The organism is Bradyrhizobium sp. MOS001, from assembly GCF_004634465.1.
Classification (GTDB): Bacteria; Pseudomonadota; Alphaproteobacteria; order Rhizobiales; family Xanthobacteraceae; genus Bradyrhizobium; species Bradyrhizobium barranii.
Map to the genome: position 1 here is coordinate 1 of NZ_SPVJ01000043.1, position 26071 is coordinate 26071.

The window sequence follows — 26071 nt, forward strand, 5'->3', positions numbered from 1 at the left end:
GCGCCGCAATCGGCCACGCACTCGATGCCTTCACCCCCGAGGAATGCGCCAATTACCTGAAAAATTCAGGCTATCGAACTTAATGCCATCACGCTTTAGATCACGGTCTCGCGCATCACGCGGCGACAATCCATCTCGTATTCGAGATCGACCACTGGCGGACGGGCAAAATGCCAGGTCAGGCCGGAGCGCAACGCGCCGCGGCGGACCAGTTCGTCGACCAGCGCGTGGTGGAAATCGTGCACGGAATAGGCCTGCACGCCGGTGGTGTCCTTCCAGCCGAAGCCGAAGGCCGTCATCCGGTTTTCCATCTGCGACGTGGTGGTGAAGCGCACCTTTTCGCGCAGCCCCTCCGGACTGAGGTCGCGGTAGCGCACGGTGCGCTCGACATAGGTCCCGCCGCCCTCGCGCGTCTCGGCGCCACCGGCGATCACGAAACTTGGCGCCTTCGATGTCGTCGGACGCGTGAAGGAGAAGGCATAGAACGACGGCTCGGACGGCGGATCGATCTCCGGACAGACATTGCTGCGCGCCACCGGATTGGTGGTGCCGTCGAAGATGCCCCATTCGGACAGCGTCTTCACATAGTGCAGGTTGAATGCGCGAAAGCCGTCCTCGCTGAAGGCCGCCGGTGAGCGCAACTCGCAGGCACAGAACGCCGTCAGCGGCCGGCCTGCTTCCTGGATATACTTCGCCGCGAGCGCAAATCCCTCGGCCAGCGGCACCAGGCGGTCGAACCGAACCCGCTCGATCTCGTAGCCGTCGTCAGCGGCGGCACCCGCCGAATACTGGAACACGGACGGAATGAAACGATAGTTGCCGGCGGAGAAATCACCAATCATGTCGAACTCCTATTCCAGTTTCATGCGGACACCCTTGGCGCCGTTGAGCAGGCGCTTCAGGTGAAAGCCGGCCAGGGAATCGTCGGCGTGGATCCCGACCAGCGCGGCAAAGGCCGGCATCGCCGCGACGTCGCCGGCTTCCATCTTGGCAAAAGCCTCGGAATATTGCGCCGTCCTTGGCGCTTCGAATTTTTCCTGCAGCAACGGTTCGAACGCGCGCAGCGGTTCGCTGCGTCCGCGCAGCATCAGATCACCCACGGGACGGCCTTGAAAATGCTCGGCCGCCTTGGCGACGCTGGCACTGGCGCAGATGCGTGTTCCCAGATGCTTGTTGGCGGCCTCCAGTCGCGCCGCGATGTTGATGGTGTCTCCATACGCGGTGTAGTCGAAGAAGCGGTTGCCTCCGAAATTGCCGACCAGAGCCGGCCCGGCGTGAATGCCGATGCGGGTGGTGCCGAAGTTCACGCCCACGGCCCTCTGGCGCGCGCAGAAATCCTGCGCCCAGGCATCGAGGTCATGGGCGCAGGCGACCGCACGCGTCGCATAGTCCGGCTGATCGCCGGGCGCATTGAAGAGCACCTGGATCGCATCGCCGATGATTTTTGCGACCGTCCCCTCATGCGCGAAGATGGTTTCGGTCATCCCGCCAACATATTCGTTGAGGAGCGCGCCCAGCGTCTCGGGCGGCGCGCTCTCGACCAGGGAGGTGAACCCGGTGATATCGGTGAAGATGGTGGCGACATCGCGCCACTGCACCTCGATCCCCTCACCCTCGCCGCCAGCCACCAGACGCTTGGCGAGCTCGGGCGAGAAATGGCGCGATAGCGCGGCATGGGCCCGCTCCGCCTCCATCTGACGGCGCCGTACCTCGCGCAGCATCTCGATATGGCGAATGGTCTTCTCGATCGTGGCTTCCAGGTCGGCGAAGTCGATCGGTTTGGTGAGGAAGTCGAACGCGCCGCGGTTCATGGCGGTGCGGATGTTGCTCATGTCGCCATAGGCCGAGACGATGATGGTCGACTTCTTGTCCTCGGCCTCCTGGAGCTTCGCCAGCAGCGACAGCCCATCCATCCGCGGCATGTTGATGTCGGAGACCACCATGTCGACATGCGGGTTCTGCTCGAGGGATTCCAGCGCCTCGACGCCGTCGCGTGCAAACATGATGTCGACGAGCCCGTCGCGGATCTGCCTGCGAAACTTTTGCAGGATCAGCGCCTCGAGGTCTGGCTCGTCATCGACGAAGAGGATGGTCGAAGTCATGCGGCTTGCTCGAGCCTCGTGTCGATCTCCTGCCGCAGCAGCGCAAAATCGATCGGCTTGGTGAGGAGCCCGATGGCGCCACGCTCGATCGCCTTCCGGCGCGTCTCGGCGTCACCATAGGCCGTGATCATGATGACGGGAACGTCCGGATGCTCGGCGCGCACCTTGGGCAGCATGTCGAGCCCGCTCATGCCGGGCATGTTGATGTCGGACAGGATCAGGATCAACGAGGGGTCGCGCACCTCGGAGGCGAGCCTGAGCGCATCGGACGCGGACGGCGCGAATTCCATCTGGAAGCGTCCGGCGCGCAGGTCACGCCGGAACTGCTGCCGGAACAGCGCCTCGACGTCGGGCTCGTCATCGACGACCAGGATGTAAACGTTCAATTCTTGCCTCCGGGAGTATCGTCCGCCGCCATCTGGCGCGGCAACGTGATGATGAATTCGGTGAATACACCGGGTGTGGTGTTCACGTCGATCGTGCCGCCGTGCTGTTTCACGACGATGTCATGACTCATGGACAGGCCAAGCCCGGTGCCCTCGCCGGCCGGCTTGGTGGTGAAGAACGGATTGAACAGTTTCGCCTTCACCTCGGGCGGAATCCCTGTGCCGTTGTCGCGGATCCGGATCTCGACCTTGTCGCCGAGGTTTTTGGTGGCCGCGTTCAAGGTGGGCTCGAAGCCGTCCGTCGCGCTCTCCTTGCGCTTGGCCGCAGCATAGAAGCCGTTCGAGATCAAATTGAGCAAGACGCGCGCGATCTCCTGCGGATAGACATCGACCATCCCGGCCCCGGGATCGAACTCGCGCTCGAGCGTGACGTTGAAGGCGGGCCGTTCCGCGCGCGCGCCGTGATAGGCGAGATTGAGGCTTTCCTCGACGATGGCATTGATATCGCTGGGACGATGCTCGCCGGAACCCGCGCGCGAATGCAGCAGCATGTTCCTGACGATGGAATCGGCGCGCTTGCCGTGCTGCACCACCTTCTCGAGATTGCTCTTGAGCATGCCGGTCAGCTCGTCGACCTCCTCCTTCGTCTTGCCGTCGAGCGAAGCCGATTGCAGGGCCTGGTTGAGTTCATCGATCAGCTCGGTCGAGACCGAGGAGAAATTGTTGACGAAATTGAGCGGGTTCTTGATCTCGTGGGCGATCCCCGCCGTGAGCTGGCCGAGGGAGGCGAGCTTCTCGGTCTGTATCAGGCGATCCTGCGCGGTACGCAGATTGTCGAGCGACTGCGACAGCTCCGTGGTACGCTCACGAAGCTGCTTGAGCAGTCGAGCGTTCTCGATCGCAATCACAGCCTGTTTGGTGAAATTCTCAACCAGTGCGATCTGCTTGTCGGCGAACGGACGGACCTCCTTGCGATAGACCGCGATCGTGCCAATCAGCTCGTTCTCCTTCAGCATCGGCACGATGACGATCGTACGGGCGCCGGCGACGTCTGAGATCGCGCGAACGGCAGGCCCACCAGCAAGATAGGCAGGTGTGTTTCGCACATCGTGAACGTGGACGACCTCACGTGTCCTGACGACCTCGGCGAGCGCGCTGTTCGGACGAGGTCGGATTTCCACATCTTTTCGCGAAGCAGCGAACGCAGCCGGCACATTGTAATCCGCCGCAATCGTGAAGCTTTCACCGTCCCAGAGATTCATGACGCCGAAACTTGCGCCACAGACCCGCGTCGCATTTTCGAGCATTTTGTAGAACACGGGAGCGAGTTCGCCCGGAGAGGAACTGATGACCTCCAGCACCTCAGAAGTCGCCGTCTGTTGCTCGAGCGTTTCGGACAATTCAGCCGTCCGCCGCTCGACCTTGTTTTCCAAATCCGCATAGGATTCCTGCAATCGCGCGCCCATGTCGTTGAACTGGTCGGCGAGGCCTTCGAGCTCGTCGCCGGTCTTGATCGAGATGCGCTGCGAGAAATCGCCGCCGCCGATCCGCTCGGCGCCGCTGCGCAGGGCCTGGATCGGTCCGACCATGCGGCGTGCGAGAAAAATCCCGGCGAGCACCGCGAAGATCGACGCTGCGAGCAACACGATCGCCAGCCGCTGCAGCGAAGCATAGAGCGCCGCATAGGCCTCCTCGACCGGCAGCTCGACGAGCATGGTCCAATGCAGCGGCTCGATCGGGGCCGATGTGGTCAGCACCTTCTGCCCCTGGATATTGCGCGCTTCGGGGAGCGCGTCGGACAGGGTGCCGCCTCCAGCCTGCGCGGCGCGCACCTGCGCGAGGCCCGACATGTCGGTGTTGCGCAGCACCAGGCTGATGTCGGGATGCGCGATCAGGCGTCCCTCCGGGCCGACCACATAGGCGTGCCCGTGTTCGCCGACCTTGATCTGGGACACGACGTCCCAGATCAGCTTGAGATTGACCTCCGCGATGCTGACGCCGGCATCCTTGCGCGCGCCGGCCAGCGCGAGCGTCATGTAGGGCTCGGACTCCCTGCGGAAATAGACCGGGCCGTAATAGACCTTGTGCGCGACCGCCTCGGTGAACTTCGGGTCGGCCGACAGGTCGATCCCGCTGTCGATCGCGTCCATGGCCAGCCGCGAGACCCGCAAGCGCTCCTTGCCGGTCGCATCCACCTGGGCGAGCTCTGTGACCGCGGGCACCTGGCGCAGCAGCCGTTGTGCGTCGAACCGGCGCTGCTCGATCGAGCCCGCCGACCAGGGCAGCTGCGTGGTCCAGCCTAGCTGGCTCTCGATCTCCTTGACGAACTGGCCGATCTTGGCCGCCGCCGCCTCCGCCTGCTCATGCTGGACCCGGATCAGCGCGGCCTTGTGCTCGCGATAATAGAAGAAGACCTCGAACAGCCCGTTGGCCAGCAGCGCAATGGCGACGACGGCCACGAAGAGCGCGACATATTTGGTGAAAAGCCGGGTCCTGATCCCGCGCCCCGCCGCCTCGCCGGGCACGACGCCAGCCGCGGCCGCGCTCGCCGCCGTCCTGGCTTGCGGGGTGTCGGGGTGGAGGGAGATGCTCATCCCGGCGAATCTAGCAAGAAGGCCGGAACTTGTCTCTCGCCAACGCGGAAAGGGCTCCCCCTAAGCCTGACGGCGTCCGCAGGCTGCGGGGCAAATGAAAAGGGCGGCAACGGATGCCGCTGCCGCCCTCTGGTTCGCTGACCTGCGGCTCAGGTCGGTCGCAGCGCCTTGGAATTGAGGTCGAGATCGTTGACCTCCTTGTTCCGCTCGGACTCGGCCGCCGCGCGGTGGTCGGTTGCCAGCACGACGTAGACTGCGGGCAGCACGAACAGCGTGAACAGCGTACCGATCGACATGCCGGCGACCACCACGAGGCCGATCGAAAAGCGGCTGGCCGCGCCCGCGCCGGACGCAGTCAGGAGCGGGATCAGGCCGGTCACCATCGCGGCCGTGGTCATCAGGATCGGCCGCAGACGAATGCGGGCCGACATCTCGATGGCCGAGCGGCGGTCGAGCCGCTCGTTGACCTGGAGCTCGTTGGCGAACTCCACCATCAGGATGCCGTGCTTGGTGATCAGGCCGACCAGGGTCAGCAGACCGACCTGGGTGTAGATGTTCATGGTCGCCATGCCAAAGAACAGCGGGATCAGCGCACCCACGATCGCCATCGGCACCGAGATCATGATCACGAACGGGTCACGCAGGCTCTCGAACTGCGCCGCCAGCACCAGGAAGATGATGATCAGCGCAAAACCGAAGGTGATCGCAAGCTGGTTGCCCTCCTGCACGTATTGCCTGGAGTCCGCGAGATAATCGTGGCTGAAGCCGGCCGGCAGCTTCTTGGCCTCGCCTTCGAGGAAGTCGACCGCCGATCCGACCGTCACGCCGGGCATCGGCACAGCCGAGAACGTCGCCGAATTGAGCTGATTGTAATGCGTCAGCGAATTCGGATCAGTCTTGGTCCTGACCGAGACCACGGTCGACAGCGGGAGCTGCTGGCCCGTGTTGGTCGTCACATAATAGCCGCCGAGCGATTCCGGCGAGAGCCGGCTGCTGCGCGGCACCTGTGGGATCACCTGGTAGGACCGGCCCTCCAGATTGAAGCGGTTGATGTAGTTGCCACCGAGCAGCACCGCGAGCGTAGAGCCGAGGTTCTGCATGTTAACGCCGAGATCCTGCGCCTTGGTGCGGTCGATCGTGACCTCCACGTTCGGCTGGTTGTAGGCGAGGTCGCTGTCGGAGACGATGAACATGCCGCTCTTGCGCGCGGCGTCCTTCAGCTTCTCCATCTGCTCATAGACCGTCTGGAAGCCCGCGGTGGAATTGATCACCATCTGAACCGGCAGACCGCCGGGGCCACCCGGCAACGGCGGCAGGTTGAACGCGAAAGCCTGCACGCCCTCGATCTTGGAAAGCTCGGCCTGCACCAGCGGCTTCAACTGGATCGACGAGCGCTTGCGCTCGTCCCACGACTTCAGCAGCATGCCGGCGATGCCGCCCTGCGGGCCGTTGATGCCGTTCAGCACGAAGCGCAGATCGGTTTCGGGGAACTTCTGGAATTTCTCGTCGAGCTTCTCGCCGTAGAAATCGACATAGTCGATGTTGGCGTATTTCGGCGCCTTGGTCACCGCGAACACGATGCCCTGGTCCTCCTCAGGCGCCAGCTCTTTCGAGGTGTGCATGTAGAGGAAGCCGACCAGCCCGAGGATCGTCACCGCGAACAGACCGGTGATCGCCTTGTAATCGAGCGAGCGGTCGAGCCTGCGCCCATACCAGCGCGTCAAAGCGCCGAACACCTTGTTGACCAGCTTGGCGAAGCGGCCCTCTTCGGTATTCTTGAGCAGAATAGAGCACATCATCGGCGACAGCGTCAGCGCGATCACACCTGACACGATCACCGAGCCCGCGAGCGTAAAGGCGAATTCGCGGAACAGCGAACCGGTCAGGCCGCCGAGGAAGCCGATCGGCGCGTACACCGCCGCGAGCGTGATGGTCATGGAGATGACCGGCCCAACGATTTCGCGCGCGCCTTCCAGCGCCGACTGAACCGGCGTCTTCCCCTCCTCCAGATGGCGATGGATGTTCTCCACCACGACAATGGCGTCGTCGACCACGAGGCCGATCGCGAGCACCATCGCGAGCAGGGTCAGAAGGTTGAAGCTGAAACCCAACGCCAGCATCAAGGTGCAGACGCCGATCATCGACAGCGGAATGGTGACGACGGGAATGATGACCGAACGGAGCGAGGCCAGGAACAGGAAGATGACCACGATCACGATGATCACGGCTTCACCCAGCGTCTTCTCCACCTCGTCGATCGAAGACTGGATGAACTTGGTCGAGTCGTAGGCGACCTTCATCTTCATCGACGGCGGAAGATTGCGCTCGAGTTCGGGGAACAGTGCGCGCACGCCCTTGACCAGCGTCAGCGGGTTGCCCTGCGGCGTCGCGTTCACGCCAATGAAGATCGCATGCTCGCCATTGAAGGCGACGCTGGCATCCGTGCTTTGGGCGGCGAGTTCGACTGTGGCGATGTCCTCCATCCGCACAAAGCCGCCGTCCTTGGCCTTGACGATCATCTTCCTGAACTGGTTGACGTCAGTCAGGCTGGTGTTCGTCGAGATGTTGGAAACGATCAGATAGCCCTTGGTCTGCCCCGCTGCGGACTGGAAGTTGTTGGCGGCGATCGCGGCGGCGACATCGGCCGGCGACACGTTGCGGCCGGCCATCTTCATGGGATCGAGCCACAGCCGCATCGCAAAGGTCTGGCCGCCCAGAATGTCGGCCGAGGCCACGCCGTCGACCGTCGACAGCACCGGCTGCACCACACGCGTCAGATAGTCTGATATCGCCGAGCCCGACAGCTCTTCGGAGGAGAAGCCGAGATACATCACGGCCGTGGTCTGGCCGGTGGTCTTGGTGACGATCGGGTCGTTGGATTCCTTTGGAATCAGGTACTTGACCGAGTTGGTCTTGGCGAGCACCTCGGTGAGCGCCTGGTTCGGATCGAAGTTCAGCTTGATGTAGACCTGGATCGTCGAGGTGCCGAGCACCGAGGACGAGGTCATGTAGTCGACGCCTTCGGCCGAGGCGACCGCCTGCTCGATCGGCGTCGTGATGAAGCCCTGGATCAGGTCTGCGGACGCGCCGGGATAGACGGTCGTGATGTTGATGACCGTGTTCGACAGCTTCGGATATTGCCGGATCGGCAGCACCATCGCCGCGCGCAGGCCGATCAGCAGGATCAGCAGACTGACGACGACCGACAGGACCGGTCGCTTGATGAAAATATCGGTAAAGCGCATCGCGGCGATCTCGATTTCTTTGTCTCAAGAAAAGTGACCCGGCGAGGCCGGATCACCTGGATGTATTGGATCAGTAGCGCGGCGGCTGCGCCGGGATCTGCGGCGCCGGATCGGTCGAGATCGCAACTGGGGCGCCCGATTGCAGCTTGAGCTGGCCGACAGCGACGACCTTGTCGCCCACCTTCACGCCCTTGATGATTTCGACGCGACCGTCGACCCGGCTGCCGGTCTGCACGAACGTGCGCACTGCGGAGAGGCTGGTCTTGCCGTCCTCTTCCTTCTTCTCGGTGATCACGAACACGGAGTCGCCGTACAGCGTGTAATCGACCGCCGTTTCCGGCACGGTGATCACGGCCGGCTTCGCCGGCAGCACCACCGTCGTGGTCACGAACATGCCCGGCTTCAGGATCTTCTCCGGATTGGCGACCGTCGCCTGCACGCGGATGTTGCGGGTGTCGGCCGCGACCTGCGGCTCGATCGTGGTGATCTTGGCATCGAAGGTGCGGCCGGGGTAGGCGTCGACCTTGAGCCGGACCGGCTGGCCGACCTTGAGGTTGCCCGAGTCCTTTTCGGTCACCGTGAAGTTGGCCCACAGCTCCGACAGATCGGTCAGCGAGACGATCGCCGTGCCGGCCGTCAGGTACTGGCCGACTTCGACCTTGCGGACGCCGAGATCGCCGGAGAACGGCGCACGCACCAGCTTCTGCGAGATCACCGCCTCGGTCTTGGCGATGCCGGCCAGCGCCTGATCGTAGGCGGCCTGCGCGTTATCGACGGTCGCCTGCGGGCCGAACTGGCGCGATGCCAGCTGCTTGGCGCGGTCGAGCGAGAGCTGTGCGACGGTTGCCTGCGCCTTGTAGTTGGCGAGGTCGCCCTGCTCCGGCATGTCGAAGAACTGCACCAGTGGCGTGCCGGAATCGACATGCGTACCCGGCTCGAACTTGATCTCGGTGACGCGGCCGTTGACGTCGGCGCTGACGTCGACCTGGTGCACGGCGGCAAGGCCACCGACTGCGGTGAGCAGGTTCGGCACCACCTCGGACTTCGCCTCGGCCGCGCTGACCGCGGTCGGCGGCGGCTTGTTGTTGGCGAAGAACTGCTTGATCATCTGGCCGCGGAAGTAATTGAACCAGACGAGGCCGCCAACGAGCACGCCCAGGAGCGTGCCGACGATGATGAACCACAGCACCGGCCTGACCGGACGCTTGGGAGCCTTGGTGTCGATCGGTTCGCCCGAAATCTTGTGTTCGGTTACGATGTTCATGTCATGCGCTTTCTGCAATCGCCGTCTTGCCCGCATCCGCGGCCTGATCGCGGCCCAAATGCGAAGCAATTGCGGCGTCGTTAAGTCCGATACCCCTCAGGAGAAACTCACAGAGCTGCCGCTCCAGATCGTTCGCCTTGCCGTAGACGAGGCAGGGCGTGGCCGGCAGCCTGGTCAGCGCAGCCATCATCACCGAATGATGCGCGAACCAGAACAGGTTGAGCGGATCGCCGCTGAACGGCCGCGCGTCACCGCTGGCAACCGCGCGCTCGAGCGAGGCGAGGAAGACCGCCCCGATCAGCTTCTCGATCTTGGCATATAGCAGACGGGCGAATTCGCCGTCATCCAGATGGCTGGTGGCCATCAGTCGCAGGCGCTGCGCCTCCTCCTGATCGGGCCCGTCGGCGATGTGGAGGAAATGCTGGACCATGCCGCGGATCAACTCGACCAGCGTGGCCGTCGAGGGCTCCCGCTCGAGCAGGTCCGTCAGTGCCGGATCGGCTTCGCACTCGTCGCTGAGGATCTCGGCGTAGAGCGCCGCCTTGGACGGAAAATGCTTGAACAGCAGCGCCTCGGAAATGGCAGCGGCGGCCGCCACGCTCTTGGTCGTGGTGCCGGTATAGCCGTGTCGGGCAAAGCAGCGTTTTGCGGCACCGAGGATCAATTGACGCCTCAGGTCGCTCGTCATTCGCAGTGAGCTCATGTTAGTGAGTAAGCACTCACCCACGCAAAAGTCAAGCAGAATGCTGCGACGCAACCTACGTGGGTGCAAACTTGTTGGAAAATGGTCACACTTCCCCGCCCGGAGGGCCCGGAACGTTGCTCAGGACGGAGCCAAGCAGGGCTAGATCGGCTGGAAGCCGAGATCGCCACGGATCCGGTTGACGATGTAAGTCCCGTCCCGGACTGGGAGAATCCGGTCCAGGCTGGCGCTATCGATCTTCACATTGGCAAATCGCGGCCCCGCCGAGACGTTGTGGACGGCTTTGGCGAAGGCCTCGACCTCGGCCATGGTCGAGATCGCGCGGGCGTCCCCGATGCCGCAGGCCCTGGCGACGCCGACGAGGTCGGCAGCTGCGGAGGTGTGGCTGGTCTGGCCACCGGTCTCGCCATAGGCCTCGTTGTCGAGCACCACGATCGAGAGGTTGGACGGCTTCTGCAGGCCGATGGTGGCAAGGCTCCCCATCCCCATCAGCATCTCGCCGTCGCCGGTGATGACCAGCACCGGCAGTTTTGGTTGCGCCAGCGCCAGACCAAGCCCGATCATCGCCGCGCCGCCCATGCCGCCCCAGAGGTAGAAGTTGCGCGCGTGGTCGCCAGCGGCACACATGTCGTTGGTGGAGGCCCCGAGGCCGCCGATTGCGACGACGTTCTTGCGGTTCGCAAGCAGGGTAGACACCACCTGGCGGCGGTCGAGGAGATTGGCCTTGCTCATTTGGTGAAAACCTTGGCGCCGATCAGGCGCTGCGACAGCAGGACGGCGGTGGGCGTGAGCGCGTTGTAGGCCTGCGCTGCGGCCGCCTCCAGCACGGCCGGCACCTCGGCCGCATTGGACGCGCGCAGCACCTGGACGCCAGAGAGCTCGAACACGCAATGCGTGGTCGATCCCATCGGCACCTGCCATGGATTGAACTCGCCCCACTCGCCGCGCATGGTCACGAGCGTCAGGAACGGAAAGCGCAGGATCGGGATCAGCGACAGCATGTTGATGCAATTGCCGACCCCGCTCGACTGCATCAGAAGCACGCCGCGCTGTCCGCCGGTCCAGGCCCCGGCCAGGAGCGCGACGCCCTCCTCCTCCGTCGTCAGCGGAATGCCGCGCATCGTGGTTGAGGCCAGCACGCGCTGAATCAACTTCGAATGGCCGGCGTCGGGCACGTAAGGCGCCTGCCGGACGTCGAAGCGTTGCAATGTCGCGAAAATATCGTCGGGCCAATTCGGGGCCGTGTCGGCAGCGTCAGCGCGGGCGTGCATTTTCCTGTCCGGTCGGCTTGCAAATCACGACACGACTGTAGACGGTGAGCCGAGCCGCTCGAAAGAGCGAAAACAGCATATCGGTCTCAACCGGCGAGTATGGCGGCGATGAACGCAAGTGCGAAAGAACTGGCGGCCAATTTCGATCTGGAGAAGCTGACACCCGAATTCTACGACGATCCCTACCCGACTTATCGTGCACTGCGGGAAAACGAGCCGGTCAAGCGCCTCCCCAACGGCACTGTGTTCCTGACCCGCTATGACGATCTCGTCACCACCTACAAGAACACAAAGTCGTTCAGTTCGGACAAGAAGCGCGAGTTCGCGCCGAAATACGGCGACACCCCGCTTTACGAGCACCACACCACGAGCCTCGTCTTCAACGACCCGCCCGCCCACACCCGCGTGCGCCGCCTGATCATGGGCGCGCTGTCGCCGCGCGCGATCGCGGGGATGGAGCCCGATATCGTCAAGCTGGTCGACGGCCTGCTCGATGCCATCGCCGCCAAGGGGGCTTGCGAGCTGATCGACGACTTCGCCGCGTCGATCCCCATCGAAGTGATCGGCAATCTGCTCGACGTTCCCCACGACGAACGCGAGCCGCTGCGCGACTGGTCGCTGGCGATCCTCGGTGCACTCGAGCCGGTGGTGTCGCCCGAAGTGGCTGCGCGCGGCAACAAGGCGGTAAAGGACTTCCTCGCCTATCTCGAAACCCTGGTCGCGCGCAGGCGCCAAAAGCCCGGCAATCCCGAGCGTGACGTGCTGACGCGCCTGATCCAGGGAGAAGGCAACGGCGAGGAAAACGGCGAGCGGCTGACGGAGAAGGAGCTGCTGCACAACTGCATCTTCCTGCTCAACGCCGGGCACGAGACCACCACCAATCTGATCGGCAACGGCCTCGTCGCGCTGCACCGGAATCCGGACCAGAAGCAGCGGCTGATCGAAAACTCCGACATGATCAAGACTGCCGTCGAGGAGATGCTGCGCTACGAGAGCTCGAACCAGCTCGGCAACCGCATGACGACAGAGAAGATCGAGCTCGGCGGCGTCATGCTCGACGCCGGCACGTCGGTGACGCTGTGCATCGGGGCGGCCAACCGCGATCCCGCCCAGTTTCCGGAGCCCGAACGCTTTGACATCGCGCGCACGCCGAACCGGCATCTCGCCTTCGCCACCGGCGCGCATCAATGCGCCGGCATGGCGCTGGCGCGACTCGAAGGCGCGATTGCGATCTCGCGCTTCCTGGCGCGCTTCCCGAACTATGCCGTAAGCGGCCATCCGGTGCGGGGCGGACGGGTGCGGTTCCGCGGCTTCCTGAGCGTGCCCTGCTCTATAGGTTGAGGCCCGCGGGCATCGTTTCGAACGAGCGACGCATTATCTGTTAGAATGCGTAAGACACGTGAGCTGGAGTGACGAATGAGTAGTCCGCCAGTCGCTGATTTCATCTCGAGGGAGGCGCGCTTCGGCGCCCGCAATTACGAGCCGCTTGGCGTTGTCCTGTCGCGCGGCGAAGGCGTTTTCGTTTGGGACACCCAGGGCAACCGATATCTGGATTGCCTCTCCGCCTATTCGGCGGTCAACCAGGGCCATTGCCACCCGAAAATCCTGGCCGCCATGGTCGAGCAGGCCGGCCGATTGACCCTGACCTCGCGTGCATTCCACAACGACCAGCTCGCTCCCTTCTACGAGGAGATCGCGGAACTCACCGGCTCTCACAAGGTGCTGCCGATGAACAGCGGAGCCGAAGCCGTTGAGAGCGCGATCAAGTCCGTGCGCAAATGGGGCTATGAGGTGAAGGGGGTGCCCGACGGGCAAGCCGAGATCATCGTCTGCGCCAACAATTTCCATGGACGCACCCTCGGCATCGTCGGCTTCTCGACCGACGCGGCCACGCGCGAACATTTCGGCCCCTTTGCGCCGGGCTTCAAAATCATTCCGTTCGGCGATCTCGCCGCGCTGGAAGACGCAATCACGCCGAACACCGTCGCCTTCCTGGTCGAACCCATCCAGGGCGAAGCCGGAGTCATCATTCCACCGGCAGGCTATTTCACGGGGGTGCGCGAGCTCTGCACGGCGCACGACGTGATGCTGATCCTCGACGAGATCCAGACTGGACTCGGCCGCACCGGCAAGCTGCTTGCGGAACAGCACGAGGGCATCGAGGCGGATGTGACGCTGCTCGGCAAAGCTTTGTCCGGCGGTTTCTATCCCGTCTCGGCCGTGCTTTCCAACAACGAGGTCCTCGGCACGCTGAAACCAGGTCAGCATGGCTCAACATTCGGTGGCAATCCGCTCGCCTGCGCGGTGGCGCGGGCGGCGCTCCGCGTTCTCGTCGAGGAAGGGATGATCGAGAACGCTGCGGTGCAAGGTGAGCGCTTCCTGAAAGGCCTCAGAAGCATCCGCGCCAACACGGTGCGCGACGTGCGCGGACGCGGGCTGATGCTGGCGGTCGAGCTCAACCCTGAAGCCGGCCGTGCGCGCCGCTACTGTGAGGCTCTGCAGACCGAAGGCATCCTCGCCAAGGATACCCACGAGCACACGATCCGCTTCGCCCCGCCGCTGGTGATTACCAGTGACCAGGTTGATTGGGCCTTGGAGAGAATCGCTGCCACCCTGACGCAGGATTTCGCCTGAGCTCTGCCTGCGTCGGAAGACCGCAAGGCCGCGGGCAGTCAACAACGAACGATTTCGCCACCTGCGCGTTGAACGGTTCCGGGCGACTGGGACGAGCGTGGAGTTGCGATCATGCTTCCGCGTGCCGTGTGCCTTTCGGCGTTTTTGGTCGGTGTGTCGATGCTCACGGCGAGCGTCGGTGCGTCCGCCCAGGACCATCATGGTCGGGGTGGGCCGCCGGGAGCGGCTGCCCGACCGGCAGCGCCGCCTGCGATGGCCCGACCGGCGGCGCCACCTGCGATGGCGCGTCCCGCTGCGCCGGCATTTCATCCTCCGGCCATGCCGCAGCGACCGGCCATGGCGCCGAGTCCGGCGCCTCGCATGGCCTCACCGCCACCGCGCCCGGCCCCGCACTTCGCGGCACCACCGCAGCGAGCTGCCCCGCACGTGGCGGCACCGCGACCTGAATTCCATCGCGCGCCGGCAGCTCCGCAACGTCCGGCGATGGCACCGCCGCCGACGCCGCATATTGCCGCCCCCTCACACCCCAGCGCGCCGCCGGCCGTGAGCGAGCGGCCGGAACGGCCGCGCGAGACGCTGTCGCGCCAAGCCTCGGAACGCCAGGGCCGCATCGACCGCTTGCAACAGCGTGTGCAGACATTGCAGTCGCAAAAGCCGGAAGGCGCGGGAGCGCAACGCGAGCAGCAGCGATTGCTGCAGTCGCAGAATAGGCTGCTGGAGCGCGAGCAGCGCGTACAACAGCGTGAGCAGCACGTCGAGCAGGGACAGCGCGAGATGCTGTCGCGCCAGACCGCGGAGCGCCAGACCCGCATCGATCGCCTCCAGCAGCGTGTGCAGACGTTGCAGTCGCAAAAGCCGGACGGCGCACGCGCGCAACGCGCACAAGAACGCGCGCTGCAGGCGCAGAACCGTCTGCTGCAGCACGAGCAACGGGCGCAGCAAATCGATCTGGCGCGCCAGCAGAGGCTGGGGCTGCAGGCCCCCGCTGCATCAGTTGCAGCGGCGGCCGCCGCGCGCGGGCGGTTTGCCGCGCACTTCCGCGAGCGGGCGGCCGGACAAACCCAGGCGGCCCTCGTCGCCCGCCACAGCGGCTGGGCTCCCCGGCAGGCCTGGCGACACCGCCATCCCGCGGTGTTCGTGGCATGGCTTGGGCCCGTGTTCTGGCCTTACGCCTATTCCGACATTTTTGACTACACGTTCTGGTCCTATGCCTACGAGCCCGGCTATTGGGCGTACGCGTATGACGACTTCGTCGACACCATGTTCTGGGGCGATGACAGCCCCTATTCCGCCTATGCCAGCACCAACCCGAATGACTATCCGCAAGCCGGCGGCGGCACCCGCGCGCGCCAGCGCGCCAGCGTGAGCCCGCAAACGCTGCAGCAATTGTGCGGCACACCGGACAAGGGCGTCACCGCTTGGCCGCTTGACGATATCACGCGGGCAGTGCGGCCGACGGCGGAGCAACGCGCGCTGCTCGACGCGTTGAAGACCGCGGCGGCCAACGCCGCCGGTGTTTTCAAGGACTCCTGCGCAGAGACATATGCACTGACGCCGCCTGGCCGCTTGCGGGCGATGATGAACCGCGTCAGCGCGACACTGGATGCTGTCAAGATCGTGCGACCGGCACTGGAGACTTTTTACAACTCGCTCAGTGACGAGCAGCAGGCCCGCTTCAACGCGCTCGGCCCCAAAATCGGCGACCGCTCGCCTCGGCAGCAGGAAGCCAATGCCCAGGAAGCCAGTGCCGAAGGCTGCGGCGATCCGAAGTCCGGCCTGACCCAGTTGCCGATCCAGAGGATCGAGGCTGTCCTCCACCCCGCGGGCAAGCAGAAGGAAGCGCTCGACCGCCTCGGCGAGGCGACGGCGAAGGGCGTTGAGGGCCTACAGGCGGCCTGTCCGAACGATGTACCGCTGACGCCGGTCGGACGACTAGAGGCGATGCAGCACCGGCTCGAGGCCATGCTTCAGGCCGCCAAGCTGGTCGAGCCCGCCCTGGACGAGTTCTATGCCACGCTGAGCAGCGAGCAGAAGGCGCGCTTCAACACGCTGCAACAGCTCGCAGGCCCGTGACGGCAGCAGCGTCGCATTCCCTCGTTGCAATGTGCGCAGCGGCCGAGCGACGCGGGGTGCCATCATCGCCCTGCTCCACAGTTCGGCCAGAACATACGTGTCCGGGCCGCTTCTCTCTGTGAGAAATGCGGTGGCACGGAATGCAAACAACCGCCTCGCCTTGACCTCACGCGACGGAAATCGTCTTCGGTCCAGCGTCAGTCGCGGTTGGGATCGCTTGAGGCCGCTCTTTCTCATCCGAGCTGATGGCGCTGCATTGCTGGGAGTGAGCAGACAACTCAAGATCGGCCAGGTGGTCCCAGTATTCTGCTTCTGCGAGCAGCTTCCATTTGTTCATGCTGTTGTACGCGGCCTGTTGGCGGCACAGCGAACTCATCGCACGCAAGCGCTGCACTCTCTCCACTGCCTCCACTGCGAACCTCCCTTCGCGCCAGCTTGTTTACAAGCGCACTTATGTTGTCACAATTTCGCAGATTGAATTGACGAGTGATAGTCCGGTGTTTGACGGTCAATCGATGATAGCGCAATCGTCTGACTTTTCACCGACGTGAGCAGCTCCAGCCTGAGAGCTAGTCGAAGTTCTCAGCGCCGTAGCCCCTTCGGCCAGCGCTGTACGCAGGCACGCAACAAGACTCGCGTCGGACGACGGGTTCCCAAGTCGCTGGTGCATTCCATTTCAGGACTGAAATCTTAATTGTCAGCGGCCTTCCCGGGATAGTGGTTAGCTGGCGATTAGACCGGGCCGGACAAGGTTTGATCCCGAAACTATTTTGGCCCGGCACATTGGACTGCAAGACCGCCTTCGGGCGGTCTTTCCTTATTGCCGCAATAGAACGGGCCTGGGGCTGGAACACGCCGGGGCCTCCGGCAAAAGTCGCTAGCCTTGCCCCGCCGATCACAACAATGGCCCCGACGATTGCGCGCCGGGGCCATTCAAGATCATCAGGCGTGGGTACATCCGCCGTGCCTGCCGATCGTTGATGCCACTGATTACCGCATCCGATCTGGCGCAGACCGTGGCGAGGCTGCGGCATCGGGATGATATCATTCTGCCTGAAAGCTGACGGCTGTCCACCTCTCGTTGGTGGTACTCCAACCGGCTCGCTGAGCGAGCCCGCCGCTTCGGTGCCGTGAAGGGGAAGGCGCGCTTCAACACGCGGCAACAAGTCGCAAGCCCGTGAGGACAGCGCGCGTGGGAGCTAGACCACCGTCCTGTGCCGCGTAATGCACGTGCGCAGCACCTCGTCCATCGGCTTGCTCCACCAGTCGTTGGAGAAGATCTCGATCTCCGAATAACCGGCATAGCCTTGCGCTTCGACAGCGGCGCGCGCCGATTTGATGTCGATCACGCCGTCGCCCATCATGCCGCGGTCGTTGAGGATGTCCCTGGTCGGCACCAGCCAGTCGCAGACATGGAAGGCCAGCAGGCGATCCTTGCCGGCACGCGCGATCTGGGCCATCAGCTCCGGATCCCACCAGATGTGATAGACGTCGAGCGCGACGCCAAGCATGCCGCTGCGGCCCGGGTCGAGCCGATCGCAGATGTCGAGCGCCTGTTTCGTCGTGTTCACGCAGGCGCGGTCGGCAGCGTAGGCCGGATGCAAGGGCTCGATCGCCAGCGGCAGCTTTGCCTGTCTGGCATAGTCGAGCATCTCGGCGAGAGCCTCCTCGACCTGACCGCGCGCTGCGACGATGTCCTTGGACGCCTCGCTGCCCGGCCGCGAATATTGCGGCAGACCGCCGACGACGAGAACGATGCAGGGCGCGCCCAGCGCCTTGGCTTCGTCGACGCAGCGGCGGTTGTCGTCGCGCACTTCGCCGCGACGCGATGCGTCCGAGGTGAACATGCCGCCGCGGCAATAGCCCGACAGCTCGAGGCCGGCGTCGCGCACCGCGCGTGCGGCGCGGTCGAGACCGACGGCAGCGACCTGATCGCGCCAGGGGTCGATGGCGCGGATGCCATGCTTCGCACAGGCGTCGATGATCTCGACGAGGTCACCCTGCTTGCGGACCGTCGCCGTGTTGAGCGACAGCCAGCGATGGTCGGACGAAAAATCGCGCATCAGGAGTCCAGCCCGTGAGAGGCCAGCACTGTTTTCATGCGACGGGTCGCCAGTTCGGGGTTGGCCAGCAGCCCGGCCTGATCGGCGAGGCGGAACAGCTCGGCCAGATGCAGCATCGAGCGCGCGCTCTCCTGTCCCCCGACCATGGTGAAATGATCCTGGTGGCCGTTGAGATAGGCCATGAACACCACGCCGGTCTTGTAGAAGCGCGTCGGCGCCTTGAAGATATGACGCGACAGCGGCACGGTCGGCCCCAGCACGTCGTGGAAGCCGGCCTCGTCGCCTGCCGCGAGGCGTGACAACGCATAAGAGGCAGCCGGCGCGATGGCATCGAAGATGCCGAGCAGTGCGTGCGAAAAGCCCTGGTCGTCGCCGGCGATTAGCTCCGCGTAGTTGAAATCGTCGCCGGTGTACATCTTGATGCGCTTGTCCAGGCGCCTGCGCATGTCGATCTCGCGCTGCTTGTCGAGTAGCGAAACCTTGACGCCGTCAACCTTGGCCGCGTTGTTGTTGATGATGGCCACCGCAACGTCCATCGCCTTGTCCAGGTCCTTGGTGCCCCAATATCCGGTCAGAGCGGGATCGAACATATCGCCGAGCCAGTGGATGATCACGGGCTCGCGGACCTGCGACAGCACGCGGTTGTAGACCTTGGCGTAATCGTCGGCGCTGCGGCCGAGTTTTGCGAGAGCACGCGACGCCATCAGGATGATGCGGCCGCCGACCTTCTCGACGGCCGAGAGCTGCTCCTCATAGGCGCGAATGACGTCGTCGAGGCTCTTGGCATCCTCGACCGCAAGATGATCCGTACCTGCGCCGGAGAACACCAGCGCATTGCGCCGCTTGGCGGCACCGACCGAACGTGTGATCAGCTCCAGCGAGGTCGGCCAGTCCAGCCCCATCCCACGCTGCGCGGTGTCCATGGCTTCGGCGACGCCGAGGCCGAGGTCCCAGACATGCTCGCGGAAGGCGATGGTCTTGTCCCAGTCGATGGCAGCCGAGAGCCAGGGATCGTTGTCCGCAAAGGGATCGACAACCGTGTGCACGGCCGAGAACGCGATGCGGTTCAAAGGTCCTTCGAGCTTCGCGGGGAACGTTCGCGACGCCGCGAGCCGGTAGGTCTCGATCGAACGATCCGCTTTCGGGAGCTTGAGCGACAATGACGACATTGGTTGGACGGGTTTGTTCATGATTTCAGACCTCTCCCCGTCATTGCGAGGAGCGAAGCGACGAAGCAATCCAGACCGTCGCCGCGGAGGGACTCTGGATTGCTTCGCTTCGCTCGCAATGACGGCTTGGTAAACATCGCGGCTTATCCAACTGACCTCAGGCCTCGATCGGGGCGACGTCGATCCAGCGCCGCTCCTTCCAGCTCTTCAGCGCGCATTCGGCGAGTTGCACGCCCTTGACGCCTTCGAGCAGCGTGAACTTGTAGGGCGCGTCCTCGTAGACGTGGCGGATGAACATCTCCCACTGCTCCTTGAAGCCGTTGTCGTAGGTGACGTTGTCAGGCAGCTTCTGCCAGTCGCCGTAGAAGTCGTGCAGCCGCTTCTCGTCGGGATTCCACACCGGCCGGGGCGTTGCCTGCCGCGCCTGGATCATGCAATCCGACAGGCCCGCGACCGCCGAGCCGTGTGTGCCGTCGACCTGGAAGGTGACGAGGTCGTCGCGATAGACGCGCGTCACCCAGGACATGTTGATGTGCGCGATGACGCCGCCCTCGAGCTGGAAGGTCGCGTAGGCGGAATCATCCGCGGTCGCCTTGTACTTCTTGCCCTGCTCGTCAAAACGCTCGGGGATGTCGGTGTTGCCGATGCAGACCACGCTCTGGACGTTGCCGAACAGGTTGTCGAGCACGTAGCGCCAGTGGCAGACCATGTCGAGGATGATGCCGCCGCCGTCCTCGTCGCGGTAGTTCCAGGACGGCCGCTGCGCCTCCTGCCAGCCGCCTTCGAACACCCAATAGCCGAATTCGCCGCGCACCGAGAGGATGCGGCCGAAGAAGCCGGAGTCGCGCAGGAAGGCGATCTTCTTCAGGCCCGGCAGGAACAGCTTGTCCTGCACCGTGCCATGCTTGACGCCCTTTGCGTTGGCGAGCTTGACGACCTCGAGCGCCTCCTCGAAATTCGTCGCGATCGGCTTCTCGCAATAGACGTGCTTGCCGGCGTTGATGGCCTGGGTCAGCAGACCGGGCCGCGCCTGCGTGGTCGCGGCGTCGAAGAACATGGTGTCGTTCTTGTCCGCGAGCGCAGCATCGAGATCGGTGGTCCAGCGCGTGATGTTGTAGCGCTTGGCGAGGGCTTCGACCTTGTCGGCGCTGCGGCCGACCAGGATCGGATCGGGCATCACGCGGTCGCCGTTCTTCAGCCGGACGCCGCCCTGCTCGCGAATCGCGACGATCGAGCGGATCAGATGCTGGTTGAGACCCATGCGGCCGGTAACGCCGTTCATGATGAGGCCGAGGCGTTGGGTGGTCATGCCAATTACTCCCAAGGTGATTTTGGCTGTTCGAGCGGGCGGAGCGCCGACCAGTCCGGATGGACCGACGTCGCAAAGCCCGTTGCATGGAGCGATCCCGTCAGGAGATCGCCGTTTTGAATGGAGAGGCGGATGCCCTGCCCGGCATCGGCGTAGAGATCGGGATGGGCGAGCGCGAAAGCCTGCGCTTCAGCGGTCGGCGTCTCGCCAAATCCGTCGACATAGTGATGGCCGTTGCGCTCCGCATGGGTGACGCCGATGAAGGCGCCGAGCGCGAGATCCTGCTGCACGGCAAGGCCGGCCTGGCAGGTCAGGTCCTCGCCCGTCACGAAGAACCGCGCGCCGCCCGCGCTCCATTTCGACGCGCGCGTCGCGTTGACGATGGATTTGTAGAGGCCCTTGCAGGACTTCGAGGAAATGCCGCAATAGCCGCGCGCACGCGCCGCCGGGAAGGCATCGTAGGAATCGTCGGCCTCGTCGATGATGAAGCCGTGCGCGGCGAGCGAGCCGAGCGGGCATTGCCGGGTGATGTCTCGCGGCATCGGCTGTTCGACATAGAGCAAGCGCGAGGCGATCGGGCGCAGCGCGGAATCACGATCAAGCCGATCCATCAGTGCCTGTAGTGCGGCAAGATCGGCGTACTGCTCGTTCGCGTCGAGCGTCACCTTGTAGTCGCGCCCGAGCGTGTCGAGTTCCTTGCCGATCCGCGCCAGCCGTCCTGCATCGGCAGCGGGATCGCCCGACAGTTTCAGCTTGAAGTAATACGCACCGGCGTTCTCGCGTGCATCGGCAACACCGCCCTCACCTTCGACGGTATCGTCGAGGCCCACGGTGTGCCTGATGGCAACGCGCGGCAGCGGCTTCCGGCCGGCGAGAAACGCCGTGAGGTCCGCTTCCTTGAGGTCCGGCGAAAGCCGTGCATCGATGCCGGCAATGTTGCCGGCCATCCCGTCGAAAAAGTTGGTCTCGCCTGCGCGGAGCAGTGCGTCGAGGATCGCCTTGTCGATCTCCGCCGGGCCATAAGCCGCCGCAAGCGCTGGAATATTCTTCTTTGCACAAGTCGCGACCTGGGCACCGATGCACGAGGCATGCAGATCGAACGCCGTCAAGAATCCAGTCCGCGCAAGATAAAGGCCCCGCGCAATTTCCAGCGAACGCCGCAGGCCGTCGACCGTCTGCGCCGGCGACAGCTCCGGCCGCTTGTCGAACCATTTTGGCACCAGCAGCTCGGCACTGGCGCCGACCGCATTCCCGCTGCCCTCGACCTCGATCTCGACCCGCACGAACAGCTGCGGCGTTGCATTGATGGTGATCGCGCCAAAGCGGAACGGCCGCGCAAAATGCACGGGACGTTCAAAGAACGCGATGTCTCGCAGCTTCAGGCGCGGCGCCATGACTTTAATCCAGCGAACCTTGCGAGAAAAAATGCCTGCGGATGCGTTGCACGAGCTCGGTGAAGACAGGATCGGCCATTACATCGAGCGAGCGCGGGCGCGGCAGCGGCACGTCGTAGATCGCCGCGATCGCGCCGGGCCGCTCGGTCATGACCAGCACGCGGTCGGCGAGGAACACGGCCTCGGGAATCGAATGCGTGATCAGGAGCACCGTCTTCCTAGTCTCGCGCTGGATCCGCATCAGCTCGACATTCATGCGCTCGCGCGTCAACGCGTCGAGTGCGCCGAACGGCTCGTCCATCAGCATGATCTTGGGATCGTGCACCAACGCGCGACAGATCGAGGCGCGCTGCTGCATGCCGCCCGAGAGCTGCCAGGGCAGCTTCTTCTCGAAACCTTCGAGGCCGACCAGCTTCAACAGCGCCTTGGCGCGATCGAGATAGTGTTGTCGCGGCAGCCGCTTCATGTCGATCGGCAGCATCACGTTCGCGAGGATGTTGCGCCAGGGCAGCAGCAGCGCGTTCTGGAAGACGATGCCGACATTGCCGTGCGGCTTCGTCACCTTCTCACCCTCGACCAGGACCTCGCCTGATGTCGGCGGCAGCAACCCCGAGATCAGCTTGAGTAGCGTGGACTTGCCGCAGCCGCTTGGGCCGACCACGACGAAGAACTCGCCGTCATTGATGTGGAAGTCGAGCGGACGCAGCGACGGCACGTCGCCGTCGCGCGTCCGGTAGGTTTTCGACACGCCGGACAGTTTGATGCCCGACGCATCGCCGGCAGCCCGGTCGCTCACCAGTCTCAGATGCGCGGCGTGCTGCACGATTTCGCTCACGACTGCGGCTTGCTTCACGATCCGCTCTTCGGCAGATAATCGTTGGTGTAGAAGGCCTTCGGGTTCTCCTTGGCCTTGGCATCCAGTCCGCCATATTCGACCATCAGATTGACGGAGTCCGTCATGTTCTGGTCGGTGACCTGGAACGGCCGCTTGCTCTTGGTCTCCGCGGTCCGGTAGAGCGGAATGGTCAGCTCAAAGCCCTGCGTCAGGGTGTCGATCTTGCCGCCCTTGGGGTTGGCATCGAGGATCGATTGCGCAGCCGCTTTCGGCTCCTTCTCGGCGGCTTCGACCGCCTTGGTCGTCGCCGACATGAAACGGCGGACGAGATCGGCATTGGCCTTCACATAGTCGGCGTTGGCGATGATGCCCGAGGAGACCATGTTGATGCCGTAGTCAGCGAACTTGATCGGATAGACGTCCTTGCCGGTGGCGTCCTTGATCTTCATCGACTGGTCCATGACGTAGCCGAGCAACAGATCGGCCTGGCCGTTGATGACGGCGTTGAGCTTGGTCTGGCCGTCGCCGGCAACGGTCTGGAAGTCGCTTTCCTTCAGGCCGGTCTTCTTCAGGAACAGCGGCCAGATCTGGGTCATGGAATCGGCCGGCGTGATCGCCACCGTCTTGCCCTTGATGTCCTCCGGCTTCTTGATGTTCTTGTCGGCAAAGCCCATGGCGGACATCGGGCTGGTCTGGAGCAGCACGCCGGTCGCGACGACAGGTGCGCCCTTGATCGCGGCGCGCATCATGGTGGGGACGTCGACATAGCCGAAATCGGCGGTCTTGGCGGCCACGGCCTGCGTGGTCGCAGCCGAGCCGCGGCCTTCCTGGATTTCGAGGTCGATGCCTTCGGCCGCGTAAATGCCCTTGGCTTTGCCGTAATAGAACGGCGCGTGCTCGCCATAGACGTACCAGTTCAGCATCAGCACGACCTTGTCGGCGGCCTGCGCGGGCATCGCCGCAAACACCATCAGCGCAGCCGAGACAGCTCCTATCCACCGCTTCATCGTTTCTCTCCCTTGCCCTTGTTGCGTCGGCCGTTGATGGCCGTTCGTTGCCTTAGTTTTTGTTACGAGGCGAAAATCACGTCTTCACGCTGGCTGACATGCCAGGGAATGACCAGCTTCTCGATCCGGTCCACGATCCAGAACAGGATCACGCCGAGCAGCGCCAGGATCACCAGCGCCGCGAACATCGTCGGCAGATCGAACGTGCCGATCGAGCGCTGCATCACGTAGCCGATGCCGGAATTGGAGCCGACGAACTCGCCGACGACGGCGCCGACCACGGCAAGCGTCACCGACACTTTGAGGCCTGAGAAGATCGCCGGCAGCGCATGCGGCAGGTTCACCGCGAGGAAAACCCGGAACCGGCTGCCCTGCATGGCGCGGGCGAGATCGACCATATCAGGATCGACCGATTTGAAGCCCTGCACGGCGGAGACCACCACCGGGAAGAAACCGAGCAGGAAGGCTGAAATCACTTTGGGAATGATGCCGAAGCCAAACCAGACCACGAACAGCGGCGCGATCGCGATCTTCGGCACGGATTGCGAGAACACCAGCAGCGGATAGACATAGCTCTCCACCGTCTTCGAGCCCGCGATCAGCATCGCGACGGGAATGCCGAACAGCGCCGACAGCAGGAAGCCGCAGACGGTGGCATAGGTGGTCGGCCAGGACTGGCGCAGCAGTTCCGGCCATTCGGTGCGCAGCACCGCGACGACGTCGGCCGGCGCCGGGATCTGATAGGCGGGAATTTTGAACAGCCGGATTGCGAGGTCCCAGGCGACGACGATGAAAACCAGGAACAAAAACGGCCGGACCCAGGCCGCATTCAGCATCTTGGATACCGCACCTTGCGGCTTCAACTCAGCCACGTCTCACTCCCGGCATTCTTCTTCGTTCGGGGGAGAAATTAACTCGTTGGATAAATACTGTCCAGAGCTTTCCCTGTGACGTTTTGTGCCGGTTCCTGGCCTCCTCTCGTGTCCCAGACGTGCTGCTGCGCTACGTCCGGGGCACGAGACCGCCTCACCCTCGGTGTCATTCCCCGCGAAGGCGGGGAATCCAGTACGCCGCGGCTTCTCGGTTCAATCTCAACCGTCTCTGGAATACTGGATTGCCCGCCTTCGCGGGCAATGACGGCGGAGATTGAGGAAACGACGGACGATTGGTCCGCCAACGCGCGGACTAGGCCGCTAAACCGTCTGCGCGACCGCGCTGCGCGACTTCGGCGCCTTGGCGATCTCGAACAGCGCGGTCGATCGGCCCGTCAGCGCGGCCAGCACGAGGCCGACCATGTGCGAAAGCCGTTCGTCCTTGGCTTTCTTGTCCAGCAGGTCGCGGCCGAAGATCACGCTCAACGTGGCCGAATTGGAGAGATAGAAGAAGCAGAGCCCCGCGATCGAGATGTAGAGCTGCACCGGATCGACCGCGACCTGGAAGTCGCCGCTGTCGACGCCGCGCAGCACCACGGTGCGGATCATCTCGACGAAGGGCGAGTGCATCGACTTGACCTTGGTCGAGCGCTTGAGGTGCTTTGCGCGCGCGAGGTTCTCGGTCTGGAGCAGCGACAGGAATTCCGGGTTGCGCAGGAAGTAGTTCCAGGTGAACTCGATCAGGCGCCGGATCGCTTCGGGCGGATCGAGATGCTCGAGATCCAGCCCCCGCTCCTCGCTGCGGATCTTGTCATAGGCGCCTTCGAGCACCGCGAGATAGAGCTCGTCCTTGTTGCCGACGTGATAGTAGAGCATGCGCTTGTTGGCGCCGGCCTTCGCCGCGATGCGGTCGACACGCGCGCCCGCGAGCCCGTGGGTGGAGAATTCCTGCTTGGCAGCCTCGAGAATGCGCAGCCGCATCCCCTCGGGGTCGCGCTGCCATTTCAGAGTTCGCTTTGCCGTTGCTTTCGCCAAACCGGGTGCCCGCTGGGTGATCGTCCAGATCGCATTTATCATGCGCGAGGCCCGCCGCATAGTTTCGTCATTGCGAGCGCAGCGAAGCAATCCAGACTGCCACCGCGAAGACAGC

The 26071-nt window shown here is 63.9% G+C and carries 21 protein-coding genes; 3 read left to right on the forward strand and 18 right to left on the reverse strand.

Annotation, left to right across the window (positions count from 1 at the left end):
* Window positions 1–95: 95 nt before the first annotated feature.
* The 9 genes from CT676_RS34100 to CT676_RS34140 all read right to left on the reverse strand — a co-directional run bounded on the left by CT676_RS34100 (window position 96) and on the right by CT676_RS34140 (window position 11565).
* Complete coding sequence (locus tag CT676_RS34100; RefSeq protein ID WP_085404395.1) at window positions 96–842, reverse strand: hypothetical protein; 747 nt, start codon at window positions 840–842, stop codon at window positions 96–98.
* A gap of 9 nt (window positions 843–851) precedes the next feature.
* Window positions 852–2102, reverse strand: coding sequence for an adenylate/guanylate cyclase domain-containing protein (locus CT676_RS34105; RefSeq protein ID WP_085404396.1), 1251 nt, complete (start codon window positions 2100–2102; stop codon window positions 852–854).
* On the reverse strand, window positions 2099–2488 hold the full coding sequence (locus tag CT676_RS34110) for a response regulator (protein ID WP_014496960.1): 390 nt from the start codon (window positions 2486–2488) through the stop codon (window positions 2099–2101). The genes CT676_RS34105 and CT676_RS34110 overlap by 4 nt, the downstream gene beginning before the upstream one ends.
* Complete coding sequence (locus tag CT676_RS34115; RefSeq protein WP_135216295.1) at window positions 2485–5082, reverse strand: ATP-binding protein; 2598 nt, start codon at window positions 5080–5082, stop codon at window positions 2485–2487. Before CT676_RS34115 ends, CT676_RS34110 begins: the two co-directional genes overlap by 4 nt.
* A 149-nt stretch (window positions 5083–5231) precedes the next feature.
* A complete protein-coding gene (locus tag CT676_RS34120; RefSeq protein ID WP_135216296.1) occupies window positions 5232–8327 on the reverse strand; it encodes a MexW/MexI family multidrug efflux RND transporter permease subunit in 3096 nt (1031 codons plus the stop codon).
* 70 nt (window positions 8328–8397) lie between these two features.
* Entirely contained in the window at window positions 8398–9591 is a 1194-nt protein-coding gene (locus CT676_RS34125; protein WP_085404398.1) for an efflux RND transporter periplasmic adaptor subunit, read from the reverse strand.
* A 1-nt stretch (window position 9592) separates the two neighbouring features.
* Window positions 9593–10294, reverse strand: a complete 702-nt coding sequence (locus CT676_RS34130) for a TetR/AcrR family transcriptional regulator (protein WP_085404399.1) — start codon at window positions 10292–10294, stop codon at window positions 9593–9595.
* A gap of 141 nt (window positions 10295–10435) precedes the next feature.
* Window positions 10436–11026: a thiamine pyrophosphate-dependent enzyme gene (locus CT676_RS34135; protein WP_085404400.1), complete on the reverse strand. Its 591-nt coding sequence runs from the start codon at window positions 11024–11026 to the stop codon at window positions 10436–10438.
* On the reverse strand, window positions 11023–11565 hold the full coding sequence (locus CT676_RS34140; RefSeq protein ID WP_085404401.1) for a phosphonopyruvate decarboxylase: 543 nt from the start codon (window positions 11563–11565) through the stop codon (window positions 11023–11025). The genes CT676_RS34135 and CT676_RS34140 overlap by 4 nt, the downstream gene beginning before the upstream one ends.
* 108 nt (window positions 11566–11673) lie before the next feature.
* Between CT676_RS34140 and CT676_RS34145 the strand changes: the two genes are divergently transcribed.
* The 3 genes from CT676_RS34145 to CT676_RS34155 all read left to right on the forward strand — a co-directional run bounded on the left by CT676_RS34145 (window position 11674) and on the right by CT676_RS34155 (window position 16272).
* A complete protein-coding gene (locus tag CT676_RS34145) occupies window positions 11674–12906 on the forward strand; it encodes a cytochrome P450 (RefSeq protein WP_014496967.1) in 1233 nt (410 codons plus the stop codon).
* A 75-nt stretch (window positions 12907–12981) separates the two neighbouring features.
* Window positions 12982–14199 (forward strand): ornithine--oxo-acid transaminase, encoded by a 1218-nt coding sequence (gene rocD / locus CT676_RS34150; protein WP_085404402.1) that lies wholly within the window; start codon window positions 12982–12984, stop codon window positions 14197–14199.
* Window positions 14200–14742: 543 nt separating this feature from the next.
* The gene (locus CT676_RS34155; protein WP_244623357.1) at window positions 14743–16272 is read left to right on the forward strand and encodes a Spy/CpxP family protein refolding chaperone; all 1530 of its coding nucleotides are present in this window, start codon (window positions 14743–14745) and stop codon (window positions 16270–16272) included.
* A 166-nt stretch (window positions 16273–16438) separates the two neighbouring features.
* Here the strand turns inward: CT676_RS34155 and CT676_RS34160 are convergent, their stop codons facing one another.
* The 9 genes from CT676_RS34160 to CT676_RS34205 all read right to left on the reverse strand — a co-directional run bounded on the left by CT676_RS34160 (window position 16439) and on the right by CT676_RS34205 (window position 25998).
* Window positions 16439–16684, reverse strand: a complete 246-nt coding sequence (locus tag CT676_RS34160) for a hypothetical protein (protein ID WP_343287559.1) — start codon at window positions 16682–16684, stop codon at window positions 16439–16441.
* Between the two features lie 787 nt (window positions 16685–17471).
* On the reverse strand, window positions 17472–18335 hold the full coding sequence (locus CT676_RS34170) for a sugar phosphate isomerase/epimerase family protein (RefSeq protein ID WP_085404403.1): 864 nt from the start codon (window positions 18333–18335) through the stop codon (window positions 17472–17474).
* On the reverse strand, window positions 18335–19525 hold the full coding sequence (locus CT676_RS34175; protein WP_085404404.1) for a dihydrodipicolinate synthase family protein: 1191 nt from the start codon (window positions 19523–19525) through the stop codon (window positions 18335–18337). The genes CT676_RS34170 and CT676_RS34175 overlap by 1 nt, the downstream gene beginning before the upstream one ends.
* A gap of 136 nt (window positions 19526–19661) precedes the next feature.
* Complete coding sequence (locus CT676_RS34180) at window positions 19662–20813, reverse strand: Gfo/Idh/MocA family oxidoreductase (protein ID WP_085404405.1); 1152 nt, start codon at window positions 20811–20813, stop codon at window positions 19662–19664.
* 5 nt (window positions 20814–20818) lie between these two features.
* Window positions 20819–22207 (reverse strand): hypothetical protein, encoded by a 1389-nt coding sequence (locus CT676_RS34185; RefSeq protein ID WP_085404406.1) that lies wholly within the window; start codon window positions 22205–22207, stop codon window positions 20819–20821.
* A 4-nt stretch (window positions 22208–22211) separates the two neighbouring features.
* Window positions 22212–23060, reverse strand: coding sequence for an ABC transporter ATP-binding protein (locus CT676_RS34190; protein WP_085404407.1), 849 nt, complete (start codon window positions 23058–23060; stop codon window positions 22212–22214).
* A complete protein-coding gene (locus tag CT676_RS34195) occupies window positions 23057–24049 on the reverse strand; it encodes an ABC transporter substrate-binding protein (RefSeq protein ID WP_085404408.1) in 993 nt (330 codons plus the stop codon). Before CT676_RS34195 ends, CT676_RS34190 begins: the two co-directional genes overlap by 4 nt.
* A gap of 62 nt (window positions 24050–24111) precedes the next feature.
* Window positions 24112–24921, reverse strand: coding sequence for an ABC transporter permease (locus tag CT676_RS34200; protein WP_071915912.1), 810 nt, complete (start codon window positions 24919–24921; stop codon window positions 24112–24114).
* Between the two features lie 321 nt (window positions 24922–25242).
* Entirely contained in the window at window positions 25243–25998 is a 756-nt protein-coding gene (locus CT676_RS34205) for a TetR/AcrR family transcriptional regulator (protein WP_193560924.1), read from the reverse strand.
* Between the last annotated feature and the right edge of the window lie 73 nt (window positions 25999–26071).

Coding starts and splice junctions, on each gene's coding strand:
- CT676_RS34115 (WP_135216295.1), bottom strand. CDS start 5,082: ATGAGCATCTCCCTCCACCCCGACACCCCGCAAGCCAGGACGGCGGCG.
- CT676_RS34135 (WP_085404400.1), bottom strand. CDS start 11,026: ATGAGCAAGGCCAATCTCCTCGACCGCCGCCAGGTGGTGTCTACCCTG.
- rocD (WP_085404402.1), top strand. CDS start 12,982: ATGAGTAGTCCGCCAGTCGCTGATTTCATCTCGAGGGAGGCGCGCTTC.
- CT676_RS34100 (WP_085404395.1), bottom strand. CDS start 842: ATGATTGGTGATTTCTCCGCCGGCAACTATCGTTTCATTCCGTCCGTG.
- CT676_RS34145 (WP_014496967.1), top strand. CDS start 11,674: ATGAACGCAAGTGCGAAAGAACTGGCGGCCAATTTCGATCTGGAGAAG.
- CT676_RS34105 (WP_085404396.1), bottom strand. CDS start 2,102: ATGACTTCGACCATCCTCTTCGTCGATGACGAGCCAGACCTCGAGGCG.
- CT676_RS34170 (WP_085404403.1), bottom strand. CDS start 18,335: ATGCGCGATTTTTCGTCCGACCATCGCTGGCTGTCGCTCAACACGGCG.
- CT676_RS34185 (WP_085404406.1), bottom strand. CDS start 22,207: ATGGCGCCGCGCCTGAAGCTGCGAGACATCGCGTTCTTTGAACGTCCC.
- CT676_RS34125 (WP_085404398.1), bottom strand. CDS start 9,591: ATGAACATCGTAACCGAACACAAGATTTCGGGCGAACCGATCGACACC.
- CT676_RS34140 (WP_085404401.1), bottom strand. CDS start 11,565: ATGCACGCCCGCGCTGACGCTGCCGACACGGCCCCGAATTGGCCCGAC.
- CT676_RS34120 (WP_135216296.1), bottom strand. CDS start 8,327: ATGCGCTTTACCGATATTTTCATCAAGCGACCGGTCCTGTCGGTCGTC.
- CT676_RS34180 (WP_085404405.1), bottom strand. CDS start 20,813: ATGACCACCCAACGCCTCGGCCTCATCATGAACGGCGTTACCGGCCGC.
- CT676_RS34205 (WP_193560924.1), bottom strand. CDS start 25,998: ATGATAAATGCGATCTGGACGATCACCCAGCGGGCACCCGGTTTGGCG.
- CT676_RS34130 (WP_085404399.1), bottom strand. CDS start 10,294: ATGAGCTCACTGCGAATGACGAGCGACCTGAGGCGTCAATTGATCCTC.
- CT676_RS34175 (WP_085404404.1), bottom strand. CDS start 19,525: ATGAACAAACCCGTCCAACCAATGTCGTCATTGTCGCTCAAGCTCCCG.
- CT676_RS34195 (WP_085404408.1), bottom strand. CDS start 24,049: ATGAAGCGGTGGATAGGAGCTGTCTCGGCTGCGCTGATGGTGTTTGCG.